This is a genomic window from Shimia aestuarii (genome assembly GCF_022814865.1).
GTDB lineage: Bacteria > Pseudomonadota > Alphaproteobacteria > Rhodobacterales > Rhodobacteraceae > Shimia > Shimia aestuarii_A.
Genome location: NZ_JAKVRD010000005.1, coordinates 89764 through 114368 on the forward strand (window position 1 = coordinate 89764; position 24605 = coordinate 114368).

Annotated in this window: 17 protein-coding genes and 1 tRNA gene; 5 read left to right on the forward strand and 13 right to left on the reverse strand. The window is 59.4% G+C overall.

Annotated features, from left to right (window positions below; translation table 11 throughout):
• Positions 1-40 precede the first annotated feature (40 nt).
• Positions 41-706, reverse strand: a complete 666-nt coding sequence (locus MK745_RS06950) for a CPBP family intramembrane glutamic endopeptidase (protein WP_243612559.1) — start codon at positions 704-706, stop codon at positions 41-43.
• Between the two features lie 224 nt (positions 707-930).
• On the opposite strand from MK745_RS06950, the gene carB reads away from it, so the two are divergent.
• Positions 931-4263, forward strand: a complete 3333-nt coding sequence (gene carB, locus MK745_RS06955; protein ID WP_243612560.1) for a carbamoyl-phosphate synthase large subunit — start codon at positions 931-933, stop codon at positions 4261-4263.
• A gap of 93 nt (positions 4264-4356) precedes the next feature.
• On the opposite strand, the gene MK745_RS06960 is transcribed toward carB, so the two are convergent.
• The 5 genes from MK745_RS06960 to MK745_RS06980 form a co-directional block, all read right to left on the reverse strand.
• The gene (locus tag MK745_RS06960; RefSeq protein ID WP_243612561.1) at positions 4357-5214 is read right to left on the reverse strand and encodes an acyl-homoserine-lactone synthase; all 858 of its coding nucleotides are present in this window, start codon (positions 5212-5214) and stop codon (positions 4357-4359) included.
• Positions 5215-5321: 107 nt separating this feature from the next.
• The gene (locus MK745_RS06965) at positions 5322-6023 is read right to left on the reverse strand and encodes an autoinducer binding domain-containing protein (protein WP_243612562.1); all 702 of its coding nucleotides are present in this window, start codon (positions 6021-6023) and stop codon (positions 5322-5324) included.
• A gap of 62 nt (positions 6024-6085) precedes the next feature.
• Positions 6086-6436: a helix-turn-helix domain-containing protein gene (locus tag MK745_RS06970; RefSeq protein ID WP_243612563.1), complete on the reverse strand. Its 351-nt coding sequence runs from the start codon at positions 6434-6436 to the stop codon at positions 6086-6088.
• 80 nt (positions 6437-6516) lie between these two features.
• Positions 6517-8313, reverse strand: coding sequence for a sensor histidine kinase (locus MK745_RS06975; RefSeq protein ID WP_243612564.1), 1797 nt, complete (start codon positions 8311-8313; stop codon positions 6517-6519).
• A gap of 187 nt (positions 8314-8500) precedes the next feature.
• Positions 8501-9730, reverse strand: a complete 1230-nt coding sequence (locus tag MK745_RS06980) for an acyl-CoA dehydrogenase family protein (protein WP_243612565.1) — start codon at positions 9728-9730, stop codon at positions 8501-8503.
• 208 nt (positions 9731-9938) lie between these two features.
• Here MK745_RS06980 and MK745_RS06985 point away from each other — a divergent pair.
• Positions 9939-10013, forward strand: a tRNA-Gln gene (locus MK745_RS06985).
• Between the two features lie 89 nt (positions 10014-10102).
• Here MK745_RS06985 and MK745_RS06990 read toward each other — a convergent pair.
• Together MK745_RS06990 and MK745_RS06995 are read right to left on the reverse strand one after the other, a co-directional pair.
• Positions 10103-13687 (reverse strand): S8 family serine peptidase, encoded by a 3585-nt coding sequence (locus MK745_RS06990; protein ID WP_243612566.1) that lies wholly within the window; start codon positions 13685-13687, stop codon positions 10103-10105.
• 210 nt (positions 13688-13897) lie between these two features.
• A complete protein-coding gene (locus MK745_RS06995) occupies positions 13898-14911 on the reverse strand; it encodes an AraC family transcriptional regulator (RefSeq protein ID WP_243612567.1) in 1014 nt (337 codons plus the stop codon).
• A gap of 113 nt (positions 14912-15024) precedes the next feature.
• Here MK745_RS06995 and MK745_RS07000 point away from each other — a divergent pair, with 113 nt between their 5' ends.
• From MK745_RS07000 to MK745_RS07010, 3 genes are all read left to right on the forward strand, one after another.
• Positions 15025-16788: an acyl-CoA dehydrogenase gene (locus MK745_RS07000; protein WP_243612568.1), complete on the forward strand. Its 1764-nt coding sequence runs from the start codon at positions 15025-15027 to the stop codon at positions 16786-16788.
• Positions 16789-16811: 23 nt separating this feature from the next.
• Positions 16812-17621, forward strand: coding sequence for a methylthioacryloyl-CoA hydratase (gene dmdD / locus MK745_RS07005; RefSeq protein WP_243612569.1), 810 nt, complete (start codon positions 16812-16814; stop codon positions 17619-17621).
• Positions 17622-17924: 303 nt separating this feature from the next.
• Positions 17925-19136, forward strand: coding sequence for a GTP-binding protein (locus tag MK745_RS07010; RefSeq protein ID WP_243612570.1), 1212 nt, complete (start codon positions 17925-17927; stop codon positions 19134-19136).
• A gap of 51 nt (positions 19137-19187) precedes the next feature.
• Here the strand turns inward: MK745_RS07010 and MK745_RS07015 are convergent, their stop codons facing one another.
• From MK745_RS07015 to MK745_RS07035, 5 genes are read right to left on the reverse strand one after another with little or no spacing between them, the layout of a single operon-like run.
• Positions 19188-20105 (reverse strand): CobW family GTP-binding protein, encoded by a 918-nt coding sequence (locus tag MK745_RS07015; RefSeq protein WP_243612571.1) that lies wholly within the window; start codon positions 20103-20105, stop codon positions 19188-19190.
• Positions 20102-21595: an amidohydrolase family protein gene (locus MK745_RS07020; RefSeq protein ID WP_243612572.1), complete on the reverse strand. Its 1494-nt coding sequence runs from the start codon at positions 21593-21595 to the stop codon at positions 20102-20104. Before MK745_RS07020 ends, MK745_RS07015 begins: the two co-directional genes overlap by 4 nt.
• A complete protein-coding gene (locus MK745_RS07025; RefSeq protein ID WP_243612573.1) occupies positions 21592-23055 on the reverse strand; it encodes a M81 family metallopeptidase in 1464 nt (487 codons plus the stop codon). Before MK745_RS07025 ends, MK745_RS07020 begins: the two co-directional genes overlap by 4 nt.
• Positions 23052-23624, reverse strand: coding sequence for a TRAP transporter small permease (locus MK745_RS07030; protein ID WP_243612574.1), 573 nt, complete (start codon positions 23622-23624; stop codon positions 23052-23054). Before MK745_RS07030 ends, MK745_RS07025 begins: the two co-directional genes overlap by 4 nt.
• Positions 23621-24592 (reverse strand): TRAP transporter substrate-binding protein, encoded by a 972-nt coding sequence (locus MK745_RS07035; protein WP_243612575.1) that lies wholly within the window; start codon positions 24590-24592, stop codon positions 23621-23623. The genes MK745_RS07030 and MK745_RS07035 overlap by 4 nt, the downstream gene beginning before the upstream one ends.
• Positions 24593-24605 lie beyond the last annotated feature (13 nt).

The following is a 24605-nucleotide window of genomic DNA, read 5'->3' on the forward strand; positions in this document are numbered from 1 at the left end:
TCGCGCCAGCAAAGTCAAGGGAACAGGGCGTGAAAACCGTTTAAAAAGGGCGCACCACATTGCCGGAATAGAAATAGATGCCAAGCCCGGTGAGAAAGACAAGGTTGCCCGCCACCGCGTGCAGCAGAACCGCAAGCGGAAAAGACCGCCGGATTTCATAGGCCCAGGCAAAGACAAGCCCGCCCGAGAAGGTCATCGCCGCCACGACCCAATTCCAATACATCAGATGCGCAAGCGAAAAGATCGCCGCATTGAGGATGATCCCATGATGCCCTTCCGGAAGGATCGCACCATAGCGGCGGAAAAAGAGGGGACGAAACACAATCTCCTGCGGCAGCGCCGAAAGCACCGGGTATAGAAGCAAGATCATCAACAGGAGCATCGGCTCGTATTGCAAGAGGCTGAAGGCGGATGCCGGCTCGAACGCATAAACCACGGCAAGACAGGTCAGAAAGACCGACACGGCAAACACCGCCAAGAACCGCAAGCTGATCGCCCCGTTGCCCTGCCGCAACTCGCGCCAGTGAAACCCGTCCGTCGCATGCAGCAGCACGACCCCAAGCGCGGTCAACGCGAACAAGGCCGAGAACATAACCGTCGCTGGAAGCAGCGCCGCAATCGCCACCGGGGCAATCACGAAGAACAAGAGGAACTCCGCCCAGAGCCGGCTCTCCGAGGCCGGGGCGACGAGATGTCGATAAGGCATGGTATTTCCTTCGCGGCGCGCTGTTCTTTTGAGATAGGCAAGGCAGCAGGCGGTTCAAGCACTTCTCGCGCCCCTAAGCGAACCGACCCGTCCCGGCGTGTTATTTTCGCCCCGACTCGGCCCGATCCCCCCTTGCACCTTGTCCCGCGATGTCTATAACCCACGACAATTTGCGTATTCGGGCGAGTCTGCTTTCGCAATCGCCCCAACACCCGAGGTCTGCCATGCCCAAAAGAACCGACATCTCCTCGATCATGATCATCGGGGCCGGCCCGATTGTGATCGGTCAGGCCTGTGAATTCGACTACTCGGGGGCGCAAGCGTGTAAGGCGCTGCGCGAAGAGGGCTACCGCGTGATCCTCGTGAACTCGAACCCGGCAACGATCATGACCGACCCGGGCCTCGCGGATGCGACCTATATCGAACCGATCACCCCCGAGGTCGTCGCCAAGATCATCGAGAAGGAACGCCCCGACGCGCTCCTGCCGACGATGGGCGGTCAGACTGGCCTCAACACCTCGCTCGCCCTTGAAGAGATGGGCGTGCTCGAGAAATTCGGCGTCGAGATGATCGGTGCCAAGCGCGACGCGATCGAAATGGCAGAAGATCGCAAGCTGTTCCGCGAGGCGATGGATCGCCTCGGCATCGAGAACCCCCGCGCCTCCATCGTCACCGCGCCCAAGAAAGAAAGTGGCGAGGCCGATCTCGAGGCGGGTGTGCAACTCGCGCTTGAAGAACTTGAAGACATCGGTCTCCCGGCCATCATTCGTCCCGCCTTTACCCTCGGCGGCACCGGCGGTGGCGTCGCTTATAACCGCGAAGACTACATCCACTACTGCCGCACCGGCATGGATGCCTCGCCGGTGAACCAGATCCTCGTCGACGAGAGCCTTCTGGGCTGGAAGGAATACGAGATGGAGGTCGTGCGCGACAAAGCCGACAACGCCATCATCGTCTGCGCCATCGAAAACGTCGATCCGATGGGCGTCCACACCGGCGACTCGATCACCGTCGCACCCGCGCTGACCCTGACCGACAAAGAATACCAGATCATGCGCACGCACTCGATCAACGTGCTGCGCGAGATCGGCGTCGAGACCGGCGGCTCCAACGTGCAATGGGCGGTGAACCCCGAGGATGGCCGGATGGTCGTCATCGAGATGAACCCGCGCGTGTCGCGCTCTTCGGCGCTGGCGTCCAAAGCGACCGGCTTCCCGATCGCCAAGATCGCCGCGAAACTCGCCGTCGGTTATACGCTGGATGAGCTCGACAACGACATCACCAAGGTCACGCCCGCCTCGTTCGAGCCGACCATCGACTATGTTGTCACCAAGATCCCGAAATTCGCTTTCGAGAAATTCCCCGGCTCCGAACCGACGCTCACCACCGCGATGAAATCCGTGGGTGAAGCCATGGCCATCGGCCGCACCATCCACGAGTCGCTCCAGAAAGCGCTCGCCTCGATGGAATCGGGCCTGACAGGCTTTGACGAGGTCGAAATCCCCGGCGCACCGGACAAGGCCGCCGTCATCAAGGCGATCTCGGTCCAGACCCCGGACCGCATGCGCACCATCGCCCAAGCCATGCGCCACGGCCTGACGGATGACGAAATCCACCACGTGACGATGTTCGACCCGTGGTTCCTCGCGCGCATCCGCGAAATCGTCGAGACTGAGGCCGCGATCATCGAAAACGGCCTGCCACAAGACGCAGACGGCCTGCGCAAGCTCAAGATGCTCGGCTTTACCGATGCCCGCCTTGCCAAGCTGACCGGCTACAAAGAAAGCGACGTGCGCAAGCGCCGCGTGAACGCCGGTGTCACCGCCGTATTCAAACGCATCGACACCTGCGCCGCCGAATTCGAGGCCCAGACCCCCTACATGTATTCCACCTACGAAGCCCCGATGATGGGCGAGGTGGAGTGCGAGGCGCGTCCTTCCGACAAGAAGAAAGTCGTCATCCTCGGCGGTGGCCCGAACCGCATCGGGCAAGGGATCGAGTTCGATTATTGCTGCTGTCATGCCTGTTTCGCCCTGACCGACGCGGGCTATGAGACGATCATGATCAACTGCAACCCCGAGACCGTGTCGACCGACTATGACACTTCGGATCGCCTCTACTTCGAGCCCCTCACCTTTGAGCACGTCATGGAAATTCTCGAGACCGAGAAACAGAACGGCACGCTCCATGGTGTTATCGTGCAGTTTGGTGGCCAGACCCCGCTCAAGCTCGCCAACGCGCTCGAGGCCGAAGGTATCCCGATCCTCGGCACGACGCCCGATGCGATCGACCTCGCCGAAGATCGCGAACGCTTCCAAGCGCTGGTAAACGAACTGAGCCTCAAGCAGCCCAAGAACGGCATTGCAGCAACCGACGCCGAGGCGCTCTCGATTGCCGAAGGCATCGGCTTCCCGCTGGTGGTGCGCCCGTCCTACGTTCTTGGCGGCCGCGCGATGGAAATCGTCCGCGACATGGCCCAGCTTGAACGCTACATCACCGAGGCCGTGGTGGTCTCCGGCGATAGCCCCGTCCTCCTCGATAGCTACCTCTCTGGTGCCACCGAGCTTGACGTGGACGCGCTCTGCGATGGCGAGAACGTCCATATTGCGGGCATCATGCAGCATATCGAAGAGGCCGGCGTGCACTCGGGCGACTCTGCCTGCTCGCTGCCGCCCTACTCGCTCTCGGCGGATATCATCGACGAAATCAAACGTCAGACCGTGGCCCTTGCCAAGGCGCTGCACGTGGTCGGCCTGATGAACGTGCAATTCGCGGTCAAGGACGGCGATATCTACCTCATCGAAGTGAACCCGCGCGCCTCGCGTACCGTGCCCTTCGTCGCCAAGGCCACCGACAGCGCCATCGCTTCGATCGCTGCGCGCCTCATGGCTGGTGAACCGCTCTCGAACTTCCCCGAGCGCCCGCCCTATGAAGAAGGCGCAGACATCTCGACACCGCAGCCCATCGCCGACCAGATGACGCTCGCCGATCCGATGATGCCTTGGTTCTCGGTCAAGGAAGCCGTGATGCCGTTCAACCGCTTCCCCGGCGTGGATACGATCCTCGGCCCGGAAATGCGCTCGACTGGCGAAGTCATGGGCTGGGACCGCTCCTTTGCCCGCGCCTTCCTCAAGGCACAGCTCGGTGCAGGCATGATCCTCCCGCAAGAAGGCAAGGCCTTCATCTCGATCAAGGACGAGGACAAGACCGAGTTGATGCTCGACGCGGCCCGCACCCTGACCGACATGGGCTTCACCATCGTCGCCACCTTCGGCACCGCAACTTGGCTGACCGAACAAGGCGTCGCCTGTGAGAAAGTGAACAAGGTCTACGAAGGGCGCCCGAACATCGTCGATCTCTTGAAGAACGGTGACATCTCCCTCGTGATGAACACGACAGAAGGGGCACAAGCCGTCAACGACAGCCGCGAAATCCGCGCCGTCGCCCTGATGGACAAAATCCCCTACTTCACCACGGCCGCAGCCTCCCACGCCGCTACCCACGCCATGAAGGCGCGTGAAGAGGGCGACATCGAGGTGCGCTCGCTTCAAGGGTAGAGCCTGCTACCAGAAAACGAGAAAGGGCGGGCCACATCGGACCCGCCCTTTTCGTCTTGATCGCATTGACCGCAGAAGCCTTGGCACAATGCCCTAGTGGCCCGCCATCTCCGTGACACGCCGGGCGATCATCTTCTTGTCAAAAAGCATATCGGCAAGGCGTTTCGCCCCTGCAAGCTCTTCGCCCGTCGAAGCGTCCATCAACTGGTCAATGAGGTATTGCTCAAGCTGATCCTGTCGGCAGGGTTTCTCCGGCTCGTGCCACCCAAGCGAACACGACATCGCGCGCTCCTCGGCCACCGGCGTCGGGTCTGCAAGGGCCTCTGCCGTCGCGTCGTCAACGAAAACGTTTCCCTCGATACCGGCGAACTTTCGGATGCGGTTGATACGATCCTCGGTGCAGTCCAGCAACGCCGCCATCGCCGCAACCTTGCCCATGGGCTTGGTGCTGCCAACATAGTCATAGGGCGCGCAATCCGAGCGTTTCAGAACGCGGTTCATGATCGGATCAATGACCGTCACGATATCCGTGATTCCGGAATTGCGCGCATATTCAAGCGAGGCCGCCATGAGTTCACAGGTGGCATAGCTGACCGAATTGCGCGAGTTGCCGCGGTCAAGCACCTCAGTGTCGACACAGAACCGCGTGGATTCCCAAAGCGTCGCACTTCGCAGCGGCGCTTCACCATCCAGAATGTCCGAGAACACATCCGCAAGCATATGCGGCCCGGTGGTCTGCAACGCCCGCACACAGGACACAACCCGTCCCTCATCGTTAAGCCCGATGACATAGGCCGGATCGAGCGCATCAAACTGGTCGACCTCCTTGCCATCCACGATATCAACTTCCCAACCCAGACGGTCCCCAAAGACCCTTGCCCGAAGTGCGAACATCTCATCGAGAACCCTGCCATACCGATGGCGGTTCATACCGTCGATAATCAAGATCATGACTGTCCCTCCAAAACTAGGTTTCTGGGGAAATCATGCGCCTTTGTGGAAAATTCTACTATTGGGGAAATCCCGTAGGTTCGCCCGACCTGCCCCGACGTCGCCCTTTAGTCCGGGCAGATCAGGCCCATCCCGATCGCGCGTCCGACCGCCTGCGCCGTCGTGAGCGCGCCGAGCTTGGTGCGGCCCGACCGCAGGTGCACCTCGACGGTCCGGCTCGAGATCGACAGGATATCGGCCACGTCCTGTTGCGATTTCCCGGCTGCGATCCATTGCAGGATTTCCGTCTCCCGCTTTGAAAGCGCCGGATGCATCAAGGTGCGTGTCAGGGCATGTGACCGCACCACATTGTCATGCAACTGCACCGCCGCACCCTGCAAGTCACTCAGGATCTTCGACTTCAAGAGCTGCCATTCCCGGTCCGGACAGTCCCGCGTCACACTGAACAGACCGATATCGCCGAACGGCCCACGCACTGGGATCGTCAGCCCCTGTTCCGCGATGCCGAAATCATGCGCGTCGCGAAAGATCGTCTGAAACGCCGGGGCGCTGCGCAACCCGTGCCAATCCACCGGGGCAATGCTACGCCGGGCAAGGATCAAGGCCGGGTCTTTGTGCTGATAGCCACGCTCGACATAATGGGTCTGCCATTCATCCGGATAATTGACGAACCCATGCACGCTTCCGGCAATCGGATTGACCCCGGCATAGGCCGCATAGTCCAACTCATGCGCCTCGCAGACCTCATCTAGGAACAATCTGAGATTGTTCTCGGGATAGGGAACTTTGCTAAGGTCGATAACGGACAATGGAGCCTCTTCTCTCTGGCATGATGCAGCGGGGTTCGGCGCTCACTCTGATTATTTTCCATTCAATCCCGCCCCAAAGCAAGGAGAAAGGCATAGATCGCCGCTCGGTGCGATCGCGACAAAGCCGCGTAATGCTCTGCCAAGGCTTCGGTGCCCGAACCAAAGGCAACCCCTGTCGCACCGACTTGGGGAACCGGTCGCTCTGCCCAATCAAACAAGCCTTCCACAGGGACATCAAGGCAATCCGCGATCTCAAAGAGCTGCAATGCCGTCGCACGTCGACGCCCCTCTTCAAACGCGGTTACTGTCGCTTCGGAAAGGCGCGCCCGCCGGCCCAACTCTCCGGGGGTCATGCCAACCCGCTCACGCGCCTTTGAAAGGCTCTTGCCTAGCAGTTGATCTATTTCGGTCATGGAATCGGTACTCAGAACTCGCTTACACGCCAAGTATCCGCCGAACCGTCACATCATACAATCAAAAGATGTTTAACAGATTAGTCTTTCTCGCCCGCCGAGAGCGGCACATCAATGTAGAACGTGGTGCCCTTTCCGACTTCGCTCTCATAGGAAATGGCCCCGCCCATCCGCTCGATCAGGATCTTCGCGATATGCATCCCAAGGCCTGAACCGCCAGACACCTTGGAGGCGTTGAAATCGACCTGATTGAACCGGCCAAAGACCTGATCCTCCTTGCCGGTCGGAATGCCAATCCCGCGATCCTCAATAGAAATCCGAAGATGCGCCCCATGCATCGCCGTGGCACAGACCACCTCGCCGCCTTCCGGCGAGAACTTGACCGCGTTTGAGATCACATTTCCCACAACTTGCTTGAGCCGGTGGGGATCGACCCGGAGTTTCTGGTTCACATTCTTTGACTGGTTGACCAGCCGCACATCTGTCTCTGCTGCAAAGGCCTCGTATTCCTCGATGACATTGCGCAGGAACTCGTCCGCATCCAGATCCTGAAGGTTGAGCGTGATGGTGCCAAGGTCAAGCTTCTGCAGATCAAGAACATCATCAACCAACTTCAAAAGCCGCAGACTGTTGCGCTGTGCGATCGTCAATAGGTTCCGAAGCGGCTCGCTGATCTCTCCCATCGGACCATGAAGCGCAAGGTCAAGCCCGCCTTTGACCGATGTCATGGGCGTGCGCAGCTCATGGCTGATCATGGCAAGGAACTGAGACTTTGCTTGGTTCGCCGCTTCTGCATGCGCCAGCGCCTCTCGCAGGGCTTCTGCGGAACGCTCGATCTCGGTGATATCGACAAGGGACACGGTCCACCCCAGATGAGCGTTCTTGTTTTGGATCGGGCTTTCGATCGGCAGGATACGTAGCTTGAAGAACCGCTCTCGCAGGCTGATCGCCTCATCATGGTCAAAGGAGCCCGTCTCAATCAGATCACGAAGAATAGGCCCAATCTGCTCCAACTGCGTGAGCGATTGTCCTTGCCGTAACTTGTCCTTGCCAAAGAACGTCCGCGCCGACGCATTCGCGCCCACGACATGCCCCTCCGTGTCGACGATGATCGCCGGGTCTTGTGTGGCATAGAAAAGAAGAGTCCGCCCCTGCGCCGCTGTGTCCATCATCGTGTTGTTGAGCAGTAACCAACTCAGCGCAATGAGCGCCACCGCGAACATGAACGGCGTCGGGTCGAAACCGTAGAACGTCAGGCCCCAAACCACATAACCAAGATTGGCGGTCAACGGCGCAATCGTGATGATAAACAACACACTTAGGAACGGCCGGATAATGTCCTTTGCCTTGAGATAGGCATAGATCAAAACCCCTAGCGCACCGACCACAAAGATGTAGAGGAAGGCCGCCACCAGATAGAAGAGCGGCCCGTGGTCGAAATAGACATAGTCATACCCCGCCTCCGACATCAGCCGCGTATCGGTGCCGTAGAGAAGGTGCGTGTACCTGTTGGTCAGCACGATCAGCCCAACCACCAGCGGCACTCCGATATAAAGCAACCGCCGCTTGGGTCTGGCGCGCGCCGATCGGTTCATCGTGTAGTCGTAGATGAAGAACGACCACGCCATCGGCAAAAGCGTGATCCCCGGCCATGCCGCAAGCGACCATCCGACCTTACAGGCTTCGCCCTGTGACGCGAGATCGAATGTCACCGTGAACAGCCACCAAAGCATGGCCGCCAAGGTCAGGACAAAGGCCGGTTTGCCGGGAAAACGGTTGTTCCGCACGATCCAGAGCAGTACCGCCGCGCACACCACCCAGAGCGCCGCAGCGGTCGTCGGGGCAATCGTAAAAACCAGATTCGAGAAGCACGTCATTCCCTACACCTACAACTCCTACTTGTGCCGAGGAAAGCACAGAAGCGCCTGAGAAGACAGTTTTCTCCACGCTGCCCCGCCCCCTCCAGTGCTGGAATGCAAAGACCCGCCCCAAGCGGAACGGGTCTCTGTGATTGTCGCACATACGCGTTACAGACGCGATACCGACGCAATACCGACGTGGGTATTAGACCTTCTGCTGCGTGTATTTGCGCAGTTCCTTGCGGGCGACCTGACGACGGTGAACCGCGTCCGGACCATCCGCAAAACGCAAGGTCCGAACCTGAGTCCACGCTGTTGCGAGCGGCGTATCCTGCGAGATACCGGTGCCGCCATGCACTTGGATGGCTTCGTCGATCACCTTGGTTGCAACGTTTGGTGCCACGGTCTTGATCATGCTGATCCAAGGCGCCGCTTCGCGCGGATCCCCCTGATCCATGACCCAAGCCGCCTTGAGACAGAGAAGCCGAGCTTGCTCAATCTCCATACGACAATTTGCGATAATGTCGTAGTTGGCCCCAAGATGTGCGATCGGCTTGCCAAAGGCTTCGCGATCAAGAGCACGCTTGCAGAACCGCGTCAGGGCCGCTTCCGCCTGACCGATGGCGCGCATGCAGTGGTGAATTCGTCCCGGCCCAAGCCGCCCTTGGGCGATCTCGAAACCGCGTCCTTCGCCAAGAAGCATGTTCTTGGCCGGAACACGCACATTGGTGAACCGCATATGCATATGCCCGTGCGGCGCGTCGTCCTGACCATAGACCATCATCGGGCGCACCGTCTCGATACCCGGCGTATCCGCAGGCACGACAATCATCGAATGCTGCTGATGCCGCGGCGCATCATCCCCCCCGGTCTTCACCATCACGATATAGACCTTGCACCGGGGATCCCCCGCTCCCGACGACCAATATTTGTCTCCGTCGAGCACGTAGTCATCGCCATCACGCACGCAAGGCATTGAAATGTTTGTTGCATCCGAGCTCGCCACGTCCGGCTCGGTCATCAGGTAGGCCGAGCGGATATCGCCGTTGAGAAGCGGTTTCAGCCACTGTTCTTTCATCTCGTCCGAGCCGTATTTCTCGAACACTTCCATGTTTCCAGTGTCCGGCGCGGAACAGTTGAAGACCTCAGCCCCAAGCGGTGTCTTGCCCATCTCTTCGGCGAAATACGCGTATTCCACTGTGGTCAGGCCAAAGCCCTTGTCGCTGTCTGTCAGCCAGAAGTTCCAGAGCCCCCGCTCGCGCGCTTTGGCCTTGAGGCCTTCAAGAATCTCGGCCTGCCGCTCGGTAAAGGTCCAGCGGTCGCCTTTCTCGATCTCAGCGTGGTATTCTTCTTCCAAGGGCATGATCTCGTTTTCGATCATATCCTTTACCTGCCCCAGCAGGTCTTCGATTTCCGGGCGAACTCCCAGTTGCATATCAGCCTCCCAAACACTTCTGCGCTCATAACATGGCGTAGCGTCAAACCCCTTGTCCATGCTGCACATCAAGAATGACGCAGGGTCGCGATCCCTCCGCGCCCCTGCCCCTGCGCACGGTCCCGAAGACCTCGTCACAATTTCCACAAGAAACCGCGATTCAGGGCTTGCACCGCACCGAAAGCCCCATTAATTAGCCCCTCACCGTTGGGGTGTAGCCAAGTGGTAAGGCAACGGTTTTTGGTACCGCGTACCGCAGGTTCGAATCCTGCCACCCCAGCCACTTTCTCTTCTATAGAATTTTCGCCTTTCACCGGGAAGTTCGGCCTTCCCGCGGTCCTCGCGGCGGGCGCTTCAGGACAGAGACATGGCCTACTGATTGGTAAATATCGGACAGTCCGCTGCGGTATCGCGTGTGTACTCCGCGCATCCTGACTTGCACGAAGGCGAGGGTGCATTATTCACGATCGTTACCTTCGTCGGGTAGGCATTCAACGGCCATTTTTTGATCACACCATCGAATCGCACCGCGCAGAAGATTTTGTTGTCGCTGATGTCGACTTCATTTCGGATCAACGTATGTCCTAGTGGTGCTATATTGCTCAACGCCACCGTCTGAAGCTGGCTGTTGCCGCGCACCAAAAGGCCTTGACGAATTTCATCGATGTTCGAAAGCCGAATGCCCAAGAAGCCAGAGTTCCGTTCTACGAACAACGACCCGCACAAGGGGCCTGATCCCCCCGCGCAAGCGCTACCGATCTTCTCGAGTTTGGCGAACCCGACGAAAAGGAGTTCCTGGTTATCTGATACATATGCTGCCCCACCGATCTCTTGCAAAGCGTTGAAGAAGATTTGCTTCATCGGCTTCCAGACATTGCGCTCCAATCGGAAATCCCCACCGATGCGTTCAAGCATTGGCAGGAACACCGGCTGGCTCAGGCTCGAGATCTCTTCGAATGCGGTGAATTGCTTGGCATCGGCGACCCTCAGATCTCCCACCACCGACTTGAGGCGTGGCGCTGAAATGAGCTTCAGGTTCTCGTTACCGTTGACTTCGAAACCACCGCCAATGGTCTCAAGATCCGGCAGCCAGATCATCTCGATACCGGTATTGCCATTGATGAAGAGGTTGCCTTTGATCTCCTTGATCCCCGGCAAGACAACGGTCTGAACGCTGTCCTTTGTCTCGATGTAGATGTGGTCGGCTGAGAGGAACTGGCCGGACTTCAGCGCCTGCATATCCATCGGTGAGCGCACGAAAGTCTCGCCCGCGAGATGGCGGTCAATGGCGGCGTCTGGCGCATCCTGAATGACACAGCGGACGCGCCCCACGCGCATGTCCTTTTGAATCCATCCGTTTTGGTCATTCACACCAAGGAAGCCCATGGATGCCGTGCCGGTGTTCTTCCGCAAGTCCGCCGTCGCTGAAATCGTGGTCCCCGCCGATGTGAAGACGTCATCTAGAACGCGCTCTCCGTAGGACATGATGGAGAGAAGCTCTTTGACCGTGGGAAGGCGCCAGCGCTCGCCACCCAGAGTTTGGCCGGAACACGCCGCCGCCGCTTCCTGATACCCGAGCACCGCGTCGTTTCCGCTGCTATCGGTGAGCGGAGCCGACATCCATTTCAGCCCTGTCACCGCATCCTCGACAGTGTCCCCATCTACCAAGAACCTTGTTGTTGGCGTCGGAGCGCTCAGGAACCGATCATAGACACAGCGATAGCGCAGCGCATCACGCGCATAGGCATCAGTCACCAAACCGATCGCCGTGCTCGTGCCGAGCTTATAGTTTACGGCCCACTGGTTCTTGACGCGCCCTGAGCGGTTTTCCGGCGAAGACGTCCAAAACATCTTGGCCATCTCATCGCCAAGTATCGGGTGGACGTAGCCATCGAGACGGGTGAAATCCATAAGAGACAAGGCTTCGGCCCTCGTCGGTAGCCGCAAGAATGGCAGGGGCCTGTAGACATCTCGACCATAGCGGGTGCAGCGATAGCCGGCGCGCTGCAGGTGAACCTCTTCCGTATCCATCTCGGGCCACCAGCCTAATCCGGAGATAGGATCGCTCCGTGTGTCATTGTTCTCGATCTTGAAGCTCGGGGAATCCGCGACCACTCCGAAAGATCCGGCCTTGCCTGGCGCAACTGGCCAAGCTTCGTTCAGGGGGGCCGCAGGTTGTGGACGCCCTTCCGCACCTTGGATCGCCGCCAAGAGATCGAGCCTGGGCTTCGTCGCATCAAGCCCTGTGCCAGCCCGCAGGTTCCGAACAGGTGTGCCCGTGCTCACCAGTCTTTGCTCTCGTTCCTCCGGTGTCATCGTCGGGAAGAGCGAGGCCAAGGCCGCGATAGCCCCGGAGACATGCGGCGCGGCCTGAGATGTGCCGGAATCGTTCATGCCGGCGGCCAAGATCTGCGCACCGGGTGCCAACATCTTTAGCCAACGCGCATGGTTGGAGAAACACGCAACCTGATCGTACTCGGACTGGGTATCTGTGCAGGCAGATGTTGGGTAAGTGACCCCGCCGACATCTGCATCATACACAGCTCCGACCGATAGGATCGCGGATGCACAGGCAGGCCGGGGCATACCATCGGACCAATTGCTATTGCCGGACGCGGCAACAACGTTGATCCCCGCCAAGCGCGCGCGCACCGCGGCGGCGGCATAGGGATCATTGGACATGCATTCACCCTGTGTACGCTTTATCTTTTCCCCCAGGCTCAGGTTCATCGCAACGATATCGTAAATACCTTGGTTCGCGATGACCCAATCCATTGCGGCGAGGATACTCACCGTGGAGGCATTGCGGCCGTTGAAAACATCTAGTGCGAGGATGTCTGTCCGGGGGGCAATGGCGGTGATGATCGCTGCCACGTTCGTACCATGGCCATCGTCATCCGGCTGGCCATCGTCAGGCGCGAAATCGGCCGCAAACTGCACCCTGCAAGATCCACCAGGCACAGAGCACCCATAAGGCGATGCCCGAAAATCGACACCTGTATCAAGGACGGCGACAGCAGTCCCCTGCCCAAAGTCCCGTGGCGTTTCCCCGGTCAGGCGTTCGATTAGGTCGCGATTGATGATCTTTGTGCTTTCCGTCGTTTGGGTCGACAGAGTGCTGTTCGGTTCAATCGACTCGACCAGATCGTCATTCGCAATCCTGCCGCGAAGCTCGCTACCCGCCTCAAGTATTTGAAAGATCGGAAGTTTGGGAAGCTCCGGGCCCAAGAATAACCCACAGGCACGTGAGTTGAGCAGGATTTTGTCTTTGTTGCGAGCCGACAAACGCACGGCATCGTCGAGATCCTTCGCAGACGGTCCCCCCACCTTTTCCTCTTGGGATGTCTTGAGCACAACCAACTCTCCCCCGGCGAGGTCGGCAGCAGGATCAGGGGTGTAAGGCGTCGCCGCCGTCGCGTCTCCTATAGCACTTTCAACGCGCACCATTCCTGAAGAAGCCTGCGGCTCGGCTATCGCGATAATCTGACGATCCGTCCTGCTAAGAATACGCGGTTCGCTATCGCCAAGGAAAAGCCTCAGCCCCTTCGCATCTAAGTTCTGACCTTCCACGCAAATCACGGTCCGGACATTCGAAGGCGATGTGCTGGGCTGGAAACTTGTGATTTCAGGCGGCCGTTCAACGTAAGTGAAGATAGGTTCTTCTTCGCTGGTTCCGTCGCTGTTGCGCACTTTGACAACCACCGGGCCGGACTGCTCCGACGCAGGAGCAAACGCTTCGATCGAGGTATCCGTCGAGGATCTCACGCGCCCTTCGACACCGCCAAACGTCACTTGGACATCACCTGTGCCGAAATCCTCACCATTCACTGTGACCAGGGTTTCGCTCCCAATATACCCTTCGTTCGGCACAACCGAGAGCACGCTTGGTTTGCAAGACGCCAGCAATAGGATTGCACACATGCCCGCGATTGCATTGCGTATCGTGTCAAAAGTCATTCTGAAATCCCAAGAAAAAATCGATTCTCTCAGAGCATGGTATGTCGAATGACCGCAGGACCAAGAAAAATCTTGGCGGCGCGCTCTCGGCTTTCGACCATCGAAGCCCGGGGAAAACGAGAGAAAAGATCAGGCCTCCGGGCGCACTGCCGGGAAGGCCCAAGGAGCCGCGAAAGGTATTCTAGTGGCTCTCAGCCGCCTAGCCTTGGCTCAAGGACGGTAGGAACCCGGCGTGCGATTTGTCCATTTCCGAAAGGCCCGATGGAAATTCTCAGGCGCAGAAAACCCGGTATCAAAGGCGATTTTCTCGATACTATCTGAACCTTGCTGAAGGGCGCGTATGGCCATGTCTCGGCGTAGGGCATCTTTGATGGACTGAAACGATGTGCCTTCCTCTTTCAGGCGGCGATTGAGGGTCCGTCGGGTCATCTTGAGCGCCGCTGCGGCTTCGGGAAGTTGGCACGATTGCCATTCGACACCATAAAGGAAGGCACGGACGCGGAGGCTGTGCGTATGCGCGCGCGATCCGGTAAATATCCAATCGAGAGGTGCGCGCTCAAGGAATACCGAAGCCTCTTCCGGGCTGCGTGTGGCGGGGCGCGTGAACTGGTTTGGGTCAAACCGAATACACGTCTGAGCCGACGCGAAGCGCACGGGACAGGGAAAGATGACAGCGTAATCCGCAGCAAAATCCGGGCGCGGGAAGGCAAAGCGCACTTCCTTGACCGGCGTTTCTATGCCCGCCAACCAAGACAACAACCCATGCGCCAGCTTCAACAAGAGCATATGCCCAAAGCGCTGCGGCGTGGCGTCCTCTGCATAGGGGTGCAACACGAGCTCCACGTCTTCGGGTCCGCTCCGAAGATCGAGACGAAAGTCATCTAGAAGCAGGTTCCAGTAGGTTGAGAAACGATAGAGCGCCGAAGGCAAACTGCGCGCCTCCCGCATGACGGTGACAAGGTGTTGCAGCGCGCGCGGCCGAATAGGGCGGCTCCAGAGCCCCATCATCTCATCTCCGGTCTCGGGCGCGGCAAGCTGATAGAGCCGCGTGATTTCATCGAGGGTCACGCGCTGCGAGGGCGCCATCGGGCCGATTTGCATCCCCGAGCGACGCAGCAGCGACTCCATAACGTCAGGCGCGCATCGAGAGTCGAGCGCGTCGAGCCAATCCTGAACAAAAGCGGCGGACACTGTGGTTAAAGATATCGGATCTTGGTGGGTCACAGACAGATCCCATTGGCGCAATCGGATAGTAGTTTGGCAACAAATGCACTTCTGCGCAATCGTTTCCGGCGCTATATGGCGAAAGGTCATAGTTTTCCGGCAAGGAGTTCCACATGTCATACCAACCGCCATCAAAGGATCTGTTGTTTTGTATCGAGCACCTGTCCCATTGGGAGACGGTGTCTGAGCTCGAACCTTATGCCGACTACGACCTTTCAGACATTCAGGCCGCGCTGGACGGTTTCGGCCGTTTCTGTGCCGAGCAAGTCGCGCCCCTATCGCAGATCGGCGACGAACTTAGCGCCACATTCGACAATGGGCGCGTGACGCTTCCAGAGGGGCACGCTCGCGCTTACGCGCAGTTCGTCGAGATGGGCTGGCAATCACTGACTCATCCTGCCGAGTTCGGCGGAATGGGCCTGCCGCGCGCCGTCGGGGCCGCAGGTGTCGAGATGCTGAACGCAGCAGACATGAGTTTTGGTTTGTGTCCGCTTCTGACCGATGGAGCGATTGAGGCCTTGCTCCTGACCGGTTCGGAAGATCAGAAAACAACATACCTTGAACCGCTCATCGCAGGGCGTTGGTCGGGTACCATGAACCTGACCGAACCACAGGCGGGCAGCGATCTTGGGCGTGTGGCAACAAAGGCCGTGAAACGAACCGACGACACGTATGGGATTACCGGCACCAAGATCTTCATCACCTATGGGGCCCATGATCTTACGGAAAACATCATTCACCTTGTGCTCGCCCGCACCCCTGATGCGCCTGCGGGCCCGAAAGGCCTAAGCCTTTTCATCGTGCCGCAAAAACTCCTGAATGAAGACGGTGTTCCTGCGACGGAAAACACCGTGACCTGTGTCAGCATCGAACACAAGCTGGGCGTCCGGGCGAGCCCCACAGCGGTCTTGGACTATAGGGACGCGACCGGTTTCCTGATCGGAGAAGAGAACCGCGGCCTAGAATATATGTTCATCATGATGAACGCCGCACGCTTCTCTGTTGGCGTGCAAGGCATCGCGACATCGGAGCGCGCCTATCAACGCGCACTTGCCTACGCGCAAGACCGGGTCCAGAGCCGTCCGGTCAACGGATCGGCCAAGGATGCCGTCGCGATCATCGAACACCCGGATGTACGTCGGATGCTTCTGCGCATGCGCAGCCTGACCGAGGGTGGACGCGCCATGGCGGCGGCGACGGCAGGTTTGTTGGATATCGGCCACCATCAGAAAAACCCGGAAGCGGCGGCACTGGCTGAATTCATGGTGCCACTGGTCAAGGGGTTCTGCACGGAACGCGCGGTGGAGGTCGCCTCGCTCGGAGTGCAAATCCACGGCGGCATGGGCTTCATTGAAGAAACCGGCGCGGCGCAGCACTATCGCGACGCCCGCATCCTGCCAATCTACGAAGGCACGACGGCCATTCAGGCCAACGACCTTTTGGGCCGCAAGGTCATGCGGGATGGTGGGGAAACCGCGCGACGCTTCTCTGCGCAGATCGCAGAGACAGAGGCGGCATTGGCCCAAGGCGACGCCAATGCACAGGCCATCGGTGCGGCCCTGACGCTGGCCCGTGCGGAATTCGATGCCTCGTTGGAGTGGCTCCTAGAAAACAGCCGCAGCGATATCGATGCGAGCTTTGCCGGGTCCGTCCCGTTCTTGATGCTCACCGGGACGCTTGCCGCGGGATGGAAACTCGCCAAGGCGGCGCTGGCCGCAGAGGCGCGCCTGCAGACAGGTGAAGACCCGGCGTTCATGACCCAGAAAATCGCCACCGCGCTCTTCTACGCCCAGCATATCCTGCCGGAGTGCAGCGCAGAGAAAGCACGTATCTTGCATGGTGCTGGCAGTGTTCTCAACGCCGCTTTCCCCGAATAACAACCCGCGAAAGGACTTGATCGATGAATGATGTCGTAAACCCCGACACCTATGAGACCCTTGCCATTTCCGAGCACGACAACGGCCTCTACGTGGTGAAACTCAACCGCCCCTCCAAACGCAATGCATTGGACGTGCTGACCATCGAAGAGTTGATCCGTTTCTTTAGCAGCGCGCGCATGGCTGGGGTGAAAGCGGTTGTGCTCGCCGGCGAAGGCGCGCACTTCTGTGCGGGCTTGGATTTGGTTGAACATTGGAAAGCCGATCGCAGCGCAGATGATTTCATGCATGTGTGCCTGCGGTGGCATGAGGCCTTCAACAAGATGGAATATGGCGGCGTGCCCATCATCGCGGCCTTGCAGGGGGCGGTCGTCGGCGGCGGCCTCGAACTTGCCAGCGCAGCGCATGTCCGTGTGATCGATTCCGGCACCTATTTCGCCCTGCCGGAAGGCCAGCGGGGTATTTTCACTGGTGGTGGCGCCACGATCCGCGTCTCTGACATGATCGGCAAATACCGCATGATCGACATGGTTCTAACAGGGCGCGTTTACCAAGGACAGGAAGCCGTCGATCTTGGCCTTGCACAGTATATCGTCGAGGATGGCACCAGCTTTGACAAGGCCATGGAACTGGCCGAGAAAGTCGCGCAGAACTTGCCGTTGACCAACTTCGCGATCTGTTCAGCCGTGAGCCACATGAACAATATGTCTGGCATGGACGCGGCATATGCTGAGGCTTTCGTTGGCGGCATTGTTAACACGCAACCCGCCGCCCGTGAGCGCTTGGAAGCCTTTGCGAACAAGACGGCCGCCCGCGTGCGGCCCAAAAGCTAAGGCGCCCCGCACCACACGATAATACTGGTCGGGCACCTGCGCCATCGCACTGCCCGACCAGACCAGCAGGCGCATTGCTCCCCAATCGCGACCGGCCTTCCCCAAAAGCTCAGCCCCGTTTCGTTCTCCGCATTGGCAGCAATGCCAGAGCGCAAGCCATTCTAGCCCTCTCACGGGTTGCAAAATGCTATGTTATATCATAACAGATTCTTCAAACATCGCTGACCAAGTGACCTAGGCAAAACCCAATCGCCGCCCGGGACAATCTCATCCAACGTTTTGAACACCTAACAGGAGCGCAATATGACCAAGCAAGATACCCGTCTCCCCGTCACCGTCCTTTCCGGCTTTCTAGGGGCCGGGAAAACCACATTGCTCAACCGTGTCCTCAACAACCGCGAAGGCCGCCGCGTGGCTGTGATCGTCAACGATATGTCCGAGGTAAACATCGACGCCGATCTCGTGCGTGAGGGGGCCGGGCTATCGCGATCCGAAGAGAAACTGGTCGAGATGTCCAACGGCTGCATCTGCTGCACCCTGCGCGATGATCTTCTCAAGGAAGTGCGCCGGTTGTCCGAAGAAGGCCGGTTTGACTACCTACTGATCGAATCGACCGGCATCTCCGAACCTCTGCCCGTGGCTGCCACCTTCGATTTCCGCGACGAACTCGGCGAAAGCCTCTCCGATGTGGCGCGGCTGGACACAATGGTAACCGTCGTCGACGCAGTGAACCTGTTGAAGGACTTCTCGAGCCACGATTTCCTCGCTGACCGTGGCGAAAGCCTCGGTGAAGGAGATGACCGCAGCCTTGTCAGCCTGTTGACCGAACAGATCGAATTCGCCGATGTGGTGATCCTCAACAAGACGGCCGATGCCGGGGCCGAGCGCACCGACGCGGCGCTAAAGATCATCCGTGCGCTCAATGCGGACGCAAAAATCATTCAGACAAACCATTCCGATGTGCCCGCTGGCGCGATCCTCGACACCGGGCTCTTCGACTTCGACAAGGCGCATGAGCATCCGATGTGGGCGCAAGAGCTCTATGGTTTCGCCAACCACACACCCGAAGACGAGGAATACGGGATCACCTCCTTCGTCTATCACGCACGCGCACCGTTCGATCCCGCCAAGGTCCATGCGGTGCTTGCGGGCGACCTGCCCGGAGTGATCCGCGCCAAGGGTCATTTCTGGATCGCCACACGCCCGGAATGGGCTGCCGAGTATAGCCTAGCTGGTGCTCTGTCATCGGTGACGCCGCTCGGGCGCTGGTGGGCTTCGGTGCCACAAGAACACCTGCCCGCCCACCCCGAGGCCCAAGCGGAAATCGCCCGCAACTGGGTTGAGCCTTGGGGGGACCGTCGCCAAGAGATTGTCTTCATTGGCGTTGACCTCGACCGCGAGGCCATCTGCGCCAAGTTGAATGCGGCACTGGTCGACGGGGAGGACTTTGCGCCTGACACATGGAAGACACTGGCAGATCCCTTCCCACAATGGGGGGCCCGCCGGGTTGCTTGATCGCACCACCGTCTGAGCGCTCCTGCGCTGCCATTCGCAGCGCAGGAGCGCTCAGTGATCTGAAAGGACCAACTCTTGATCAAGACGGCGGCGTACGGCCTCGGGATCAAACCGGTTCGCCTCGCCGATCAAAACGAGCGTGCATCCCTCTTGCTCCCGCGCCGCGGGAGCAAGGCTCGCCCGACGCCCCACGAGTTGAAACAAAACGCTTTCGCCCGGCTTCTCGCGGAAGGTCAGAAAGCCTTTCGCGCGAAGCAACTCGCCGGACAACGTGCCGATGATCCGTTGAAACCGGGGCATGGACACCGCTCCCTTGTATGACCATTCAAGGGTGGTAAAGCGTCCGCTATCGATCACAGGTCGCGCCGCATTCGCCGTGCGTGTGGTCCCGCGCCCGATCAAGTCACGCACCGCAAGCGTCGAACCGTCCTGCCCGAACACCGCCGCCTTGCCCATCGCGCCAAGGCGGGCTGTCAAAGAGGCCACCCGGTCATCCCCTCGCGGAACTTTCGAAAGCTGCACGATATCTGCACTTGCGATCTGCGCTTGCCAAAGCGCGTCCTTCCAACGGTCCGGCGTCGCCAAAAGGTCCTCGGCATCGGCCAGACAAAGGATTGTATCTAGTGTCACCGCCTGCCAGAGCACCGGGTCCATGAGCCCCGACACGATCCCCTGCGGGTCTGCAATACCGCTGGCTTCGATCACGATCAGGTCGGGCGCCGACTCGCGCAAGACCTGCCGCAGAGTCCGCAGCAGATCCCCCTGCAGGGAACAACAAATGCACCCGTTCTTGAGGCCAATCACATCTTCTGTCGCGGTCTCGAGAAGCGCGGCATCAATGTTGATACTGCCGAAATCGTTGACGATCGCGGCAATACGCATCCCGTCGGAGTCCTTTAGGATATCGTTGATAAAGCTCGTCTTTCCGGCGCCGAGAAACCCGGTGACCAGCAGGATCGGAACTCTCATCCCTGTGGGCAACGGATCGGCTGACCTGGCGCGGCGTCAGTGTCGAGAACACCATCCACAATCACGCTCGTACCTGCCACGATCAGATGTGCGACGCCTTCAGACGCGCGGTTCATATCGGTGAAGGTTGCCCGGTCTGTGACGGTTTCAGGGTCGAAGATCGTGATATCCGCGTCGAACCCTTCGCGTAGCCGCCCCTTCTGTGCGATTTGTGGCGCGCAACGTTCGATGACACGTGCCGGGTAGAGCGTGCATTTCGCGATCGCTTCCACAAGAGGCATGGTCTCGCGCTCGCGCATGTATTCACGCAGGAACCGGGTAAAGGTCCCCGAAGACCGCGGATGCGCCGAAACCTCCGGTGGCAAGGGCCAATCGTTGCCATCATAGATCGACCCATCCGGCCGCACCCAGGGCATCGCGTCCGATGCGATAGACGCGCCCGGATAGGTCACCGACGCGTCGAGCATGCGGCGATGCTCTGCATCTGCTTCCACATCAAGATAGTGCCACATCACAAGATCACTCGGGTCTTCATGCGCCGCGCTCAATAGATCATCGCGGTCGGCGAAACGGTGGTGGTTCTTGACCAACTCAATTGCGTTATAGGGGCTGCCTGTCCGTTTGGTGAACTCTGGATCGGCAAAGAACCCTGCCCCGACGACGGTTGATCCCGTGCCATATGGGTAGGCCTCGGTTGTGACCGGCAAGCCCTGCGACTGCGCTTTGGCAATCACCTCGACCACCCGGTCGATATCCTGAAGGCTGGTCGAGTTGAGATGGCAGATATGCATATGCGCACCGGTCGCTCCGGCAAGTCCGATCAATCGAATATAGGCATCGACAGAGCTCTTCGGGTCGATATTCGCCATATAGGCGATGTGGGTATAGGTCGGGCGGTCAAACTCGGCTGCCAGATCACAGATCAGCGATAGCTCTTTCATCCCGGCACCGGGGAGATAGCCATTCGGCATCCCGATCCCGATCGCACCTTCCTCAAGAGCCTGCCGGGTGATCTCAACGATCTCATCTGTCTGTTGCGGCGTCGCGGCGTCCGTCGTCCAGCGCAGGTCGTTCGACGCAGCCATGTGATCAATCGGGTTCTTGGTGCCATCTGGGGTAAATCCACCAAAGGCCGCACGACGGGCAAACCCCCAAGCTGCGGCCGTGCCATAATGCAAAGCGCGCGGCACGGTCGCCTGATGCGCGTACCACTCCCCTACCGGCAAAGAGCCGACCTCAAGCTCAAGCGCGGTGGTCACCCCATCAAACGCCTGCATCCGGTCCGCCGCAACCGACTGGCCATGCGCATGGATATCAATAAAGCCGGGAGACACCGCAAGGCCCGTCGCGTCGATCTCACGCGTCGCAGGTCCAAGCTCTGTGCCGACCGCCGCGATGATACCATCCGACACCGCCACATCACAGATTTCGTCAAACCCGGTCTCTGGGTCGATCACACGTCCATTCCGGATCAAAAGATCATGGGTCATTGCTGTATCTCTCCTGCAAAAGGGTCTTCCGTCTTCGGCCAGAACCTGTCGTCTCGCTTGGTATAGGGGATAATCGTATAGTCAGGCGGGATCGCGCCCGGCGTCGCAAGGTGGATCACTTCCGCAGCAATTGGCGCAAAACCATCGTAGAAATGCTGCGACGATTTCACGACGATGATCTTCATCTTCGCAAGATCCAGTCCGAGGCTCTCGAAGGCTTCGGGATGGAAACATTGGGTCCGCCGCGTGTTGACGATGAGATGCACCCCGTCCGCTTCGAGCCAAACAGCCTCGCCCATCCCCATCTCGGCTGTACCAAGGTGTTGCACCGCATTCGTTGAAACGCCCCGCACCGTCACCGTGAGATCGACCGGATCGCCCGACATTGGACCGATTTTGCCACCGATCCGAACGGGCATGACCGCCCCAACGCCTGCATCCATGCACATTGCAACAAGGACGGGATCCCAGAAAATGCCAAAGGCGATATCGCGCAAACCGCGCTGGAGCGCCGCCTGCAAGACAAAGGTTGAATCCGAAGGCGCGCCGCCGCCCGCATTGTCCGCGAAATCCGCAAGCACAACGGGATGGGCCGTGGCCGACACAGCGCGATCAAGCCCCTCCTCGAGCCCCGGAAAACTGCGCAATTCGTGGCGCATCTCCCAAAGTTCCTGACCGAGGGCGCGAGCGCGCTCAAAAGCCAGCTCGGGGTCGCCATCGGAAATGACCAGCGTCCGGGTGCCGACCCGCGGGCTATCTCCCCAAGGGAATCCATGGGCAAGCGAAACAGACAGGATCCCCCCCTGTCCTTCCATCGCCGACATACGATCCACATATCCCCGCACCGGTTCGAACGGGGTGTGATACATCGCCATCATCCGACAATCGTAGTCCCGCATGACGGGCTGTGTCTTCCCTTCCGCCGCATCGGCACAGAGACGAAACAGGTCTTCGGCTCGCTCGGTAATGTCGATATGGGGGTATTCCTTGTAACAGACGATCGCCGTCGCCGCCTGCATCATCTCGTCGGTCAGATGGCAATGCGGATCGATCTCAAGTCCGATGGTCGCATCCGGGCCAACAATCGCCCGTGCACGTTGCAACATGTCACCTTCGCAATCGTCATAGCCTTCGGCGATCATCGCGCCATGCATCGACAAGAGGACGACATCGACTGGCATCGCCGCCTCGAGATCACCGAGGATATCGTCGCGCATCGCCTCGTAGACAGAACGCACCGTTGGCCCTGCGGGTTGCGCATAGGTCGCCAGCCCTTCGACAACCTCCCAGCCCTTCGCCTCGGCCATGCGGCGCCACGCAGTCACCGCCGTGGCGTAAAGACCGGCCTCACCTGTCGAGGCGGTCTTCGAGTATAGGTGTTCGCGAAACCCGCTCCACCCGGTGGGGATCGGCGAGAAGGAATTGGATTCCGTGGCAAGCGAGGCCATGAACATTTTCATGCGACAACGTCCGTATCTGGGTCCGCCTCAGAGGCTCCGGCAGGCGCTTCTCTTGGCAAGGCCAGCCGAGCGATATCCGCGAACACGTGAATGATGATGAAACTAAAGGCGATCGGGATGGCGATTCCGAAAACAAGCATCGGCACATCCATCGTCTCCGCCTGCCGCCCGGCAAGCCGCGCAATGTAGCCCCTCGCCGGGTTCATGCCCGCGCCGAAGATACAAAACCACAAGGTCACCGAAACAAAGATCAGAACGCCCACGCTTCGGATCAGCGTCGTCAAGACACCGAGCGGCCCGCGCAGCAACAAAGCCTCAGGAAAAAGCGTCGGGTCGGCTTTGAACCGGAACGCGCAGGACGCCCCCATAAGACCGCCCCAGACCATCGAGAACCGGGCGAGCTCTTCTGTCCACGCGGGCGGTTGAGCAAGGACATAGCGGGCGATGACCTGCCACGACGCCGCCATCAACATGACGAGCACCGCCAACACCGCGACGACAAGTCCGACGCGGTTGAGCTGGACCGAAAGACGGTCCAACCCCTGTGCTATGCGACGCGCGGTGCTCACCGGCCGACCGCGCTTTTCCAGGCCTCGAAGGCACCTTCCGGCATCTCCACCGCCTCATAGAGCGGCTGCGACGCCTCGCGGAACTTCGCCCGCTCTTCATCGGTCAGGCGGATCACCTCGATGCCGGCCTCTTCGAGATCGGTGAAGACCTGTTCGCGCTGCTTGACGAAAGCACGGTTGGCGTCATGGGCTTTCTGCGCCGCCTCGTCGACGATCGCGCGTTCTTCGTCGCTCAAGCCCTGATACCAGTCCTCCGACGCAATCGCGATCCGCACTGAGGCCGAAGTCTTCACGTCGGTGAAGTAGTTGATGAACGAGGTGTGACCATAGACGAGCGGCACAAAGGGCGGGTTGATATAGCCTTCTGCGACCCCGGTCTGAAGCGCGTTCGGCACCTCGGACCATGACACGATCGTGCCTTTCGCGCCCCAGGCTTCAAAGGTCTGGATCTGAAGTTCGTCCAAAGCGCGCATCCGCAACTTCGAGAAGTCGTCAAAGCTCCGGACTGCTGATTTGGTGGTGAAGATCCCGGAAGGCTGACCAAGGTAGACCAGGTCAAGAACCCGCACACCATGTGGTGTCGTGCCGGCGTTGATCCGCGCGAGCATACCGCCTTTGTCGAGCGCCATGTCGAGTTCGTCGCCATCCTTGAAGAAGAACGGCATCATGCTGCCAAAGATCGTGCCGTCAAGCTGACCGGCTGACTTCGCATCCGACATCGAGATCTCGAGAAGCCCAGTGCTCACCTGGTCAAGGCGCTCGGCCTCTTCGCCAAGCGAGTTGCGCTCGTATTCGACGGCGCTCATGCCGTTGGCATTGAGATGTTCGCCAAAGGTGTGGGCCCAGACATAGGTGCCCGACTGTTCGAGGTCCGGCGGGCCGTCCAGCGCGATCTTGACTTCTGCCTGCGCTGGCAGGGCCAACATGATGGCCGCGGCCGACGCCGCAATATACGTCTTGATGTTCATAGTTTTCTTCCTC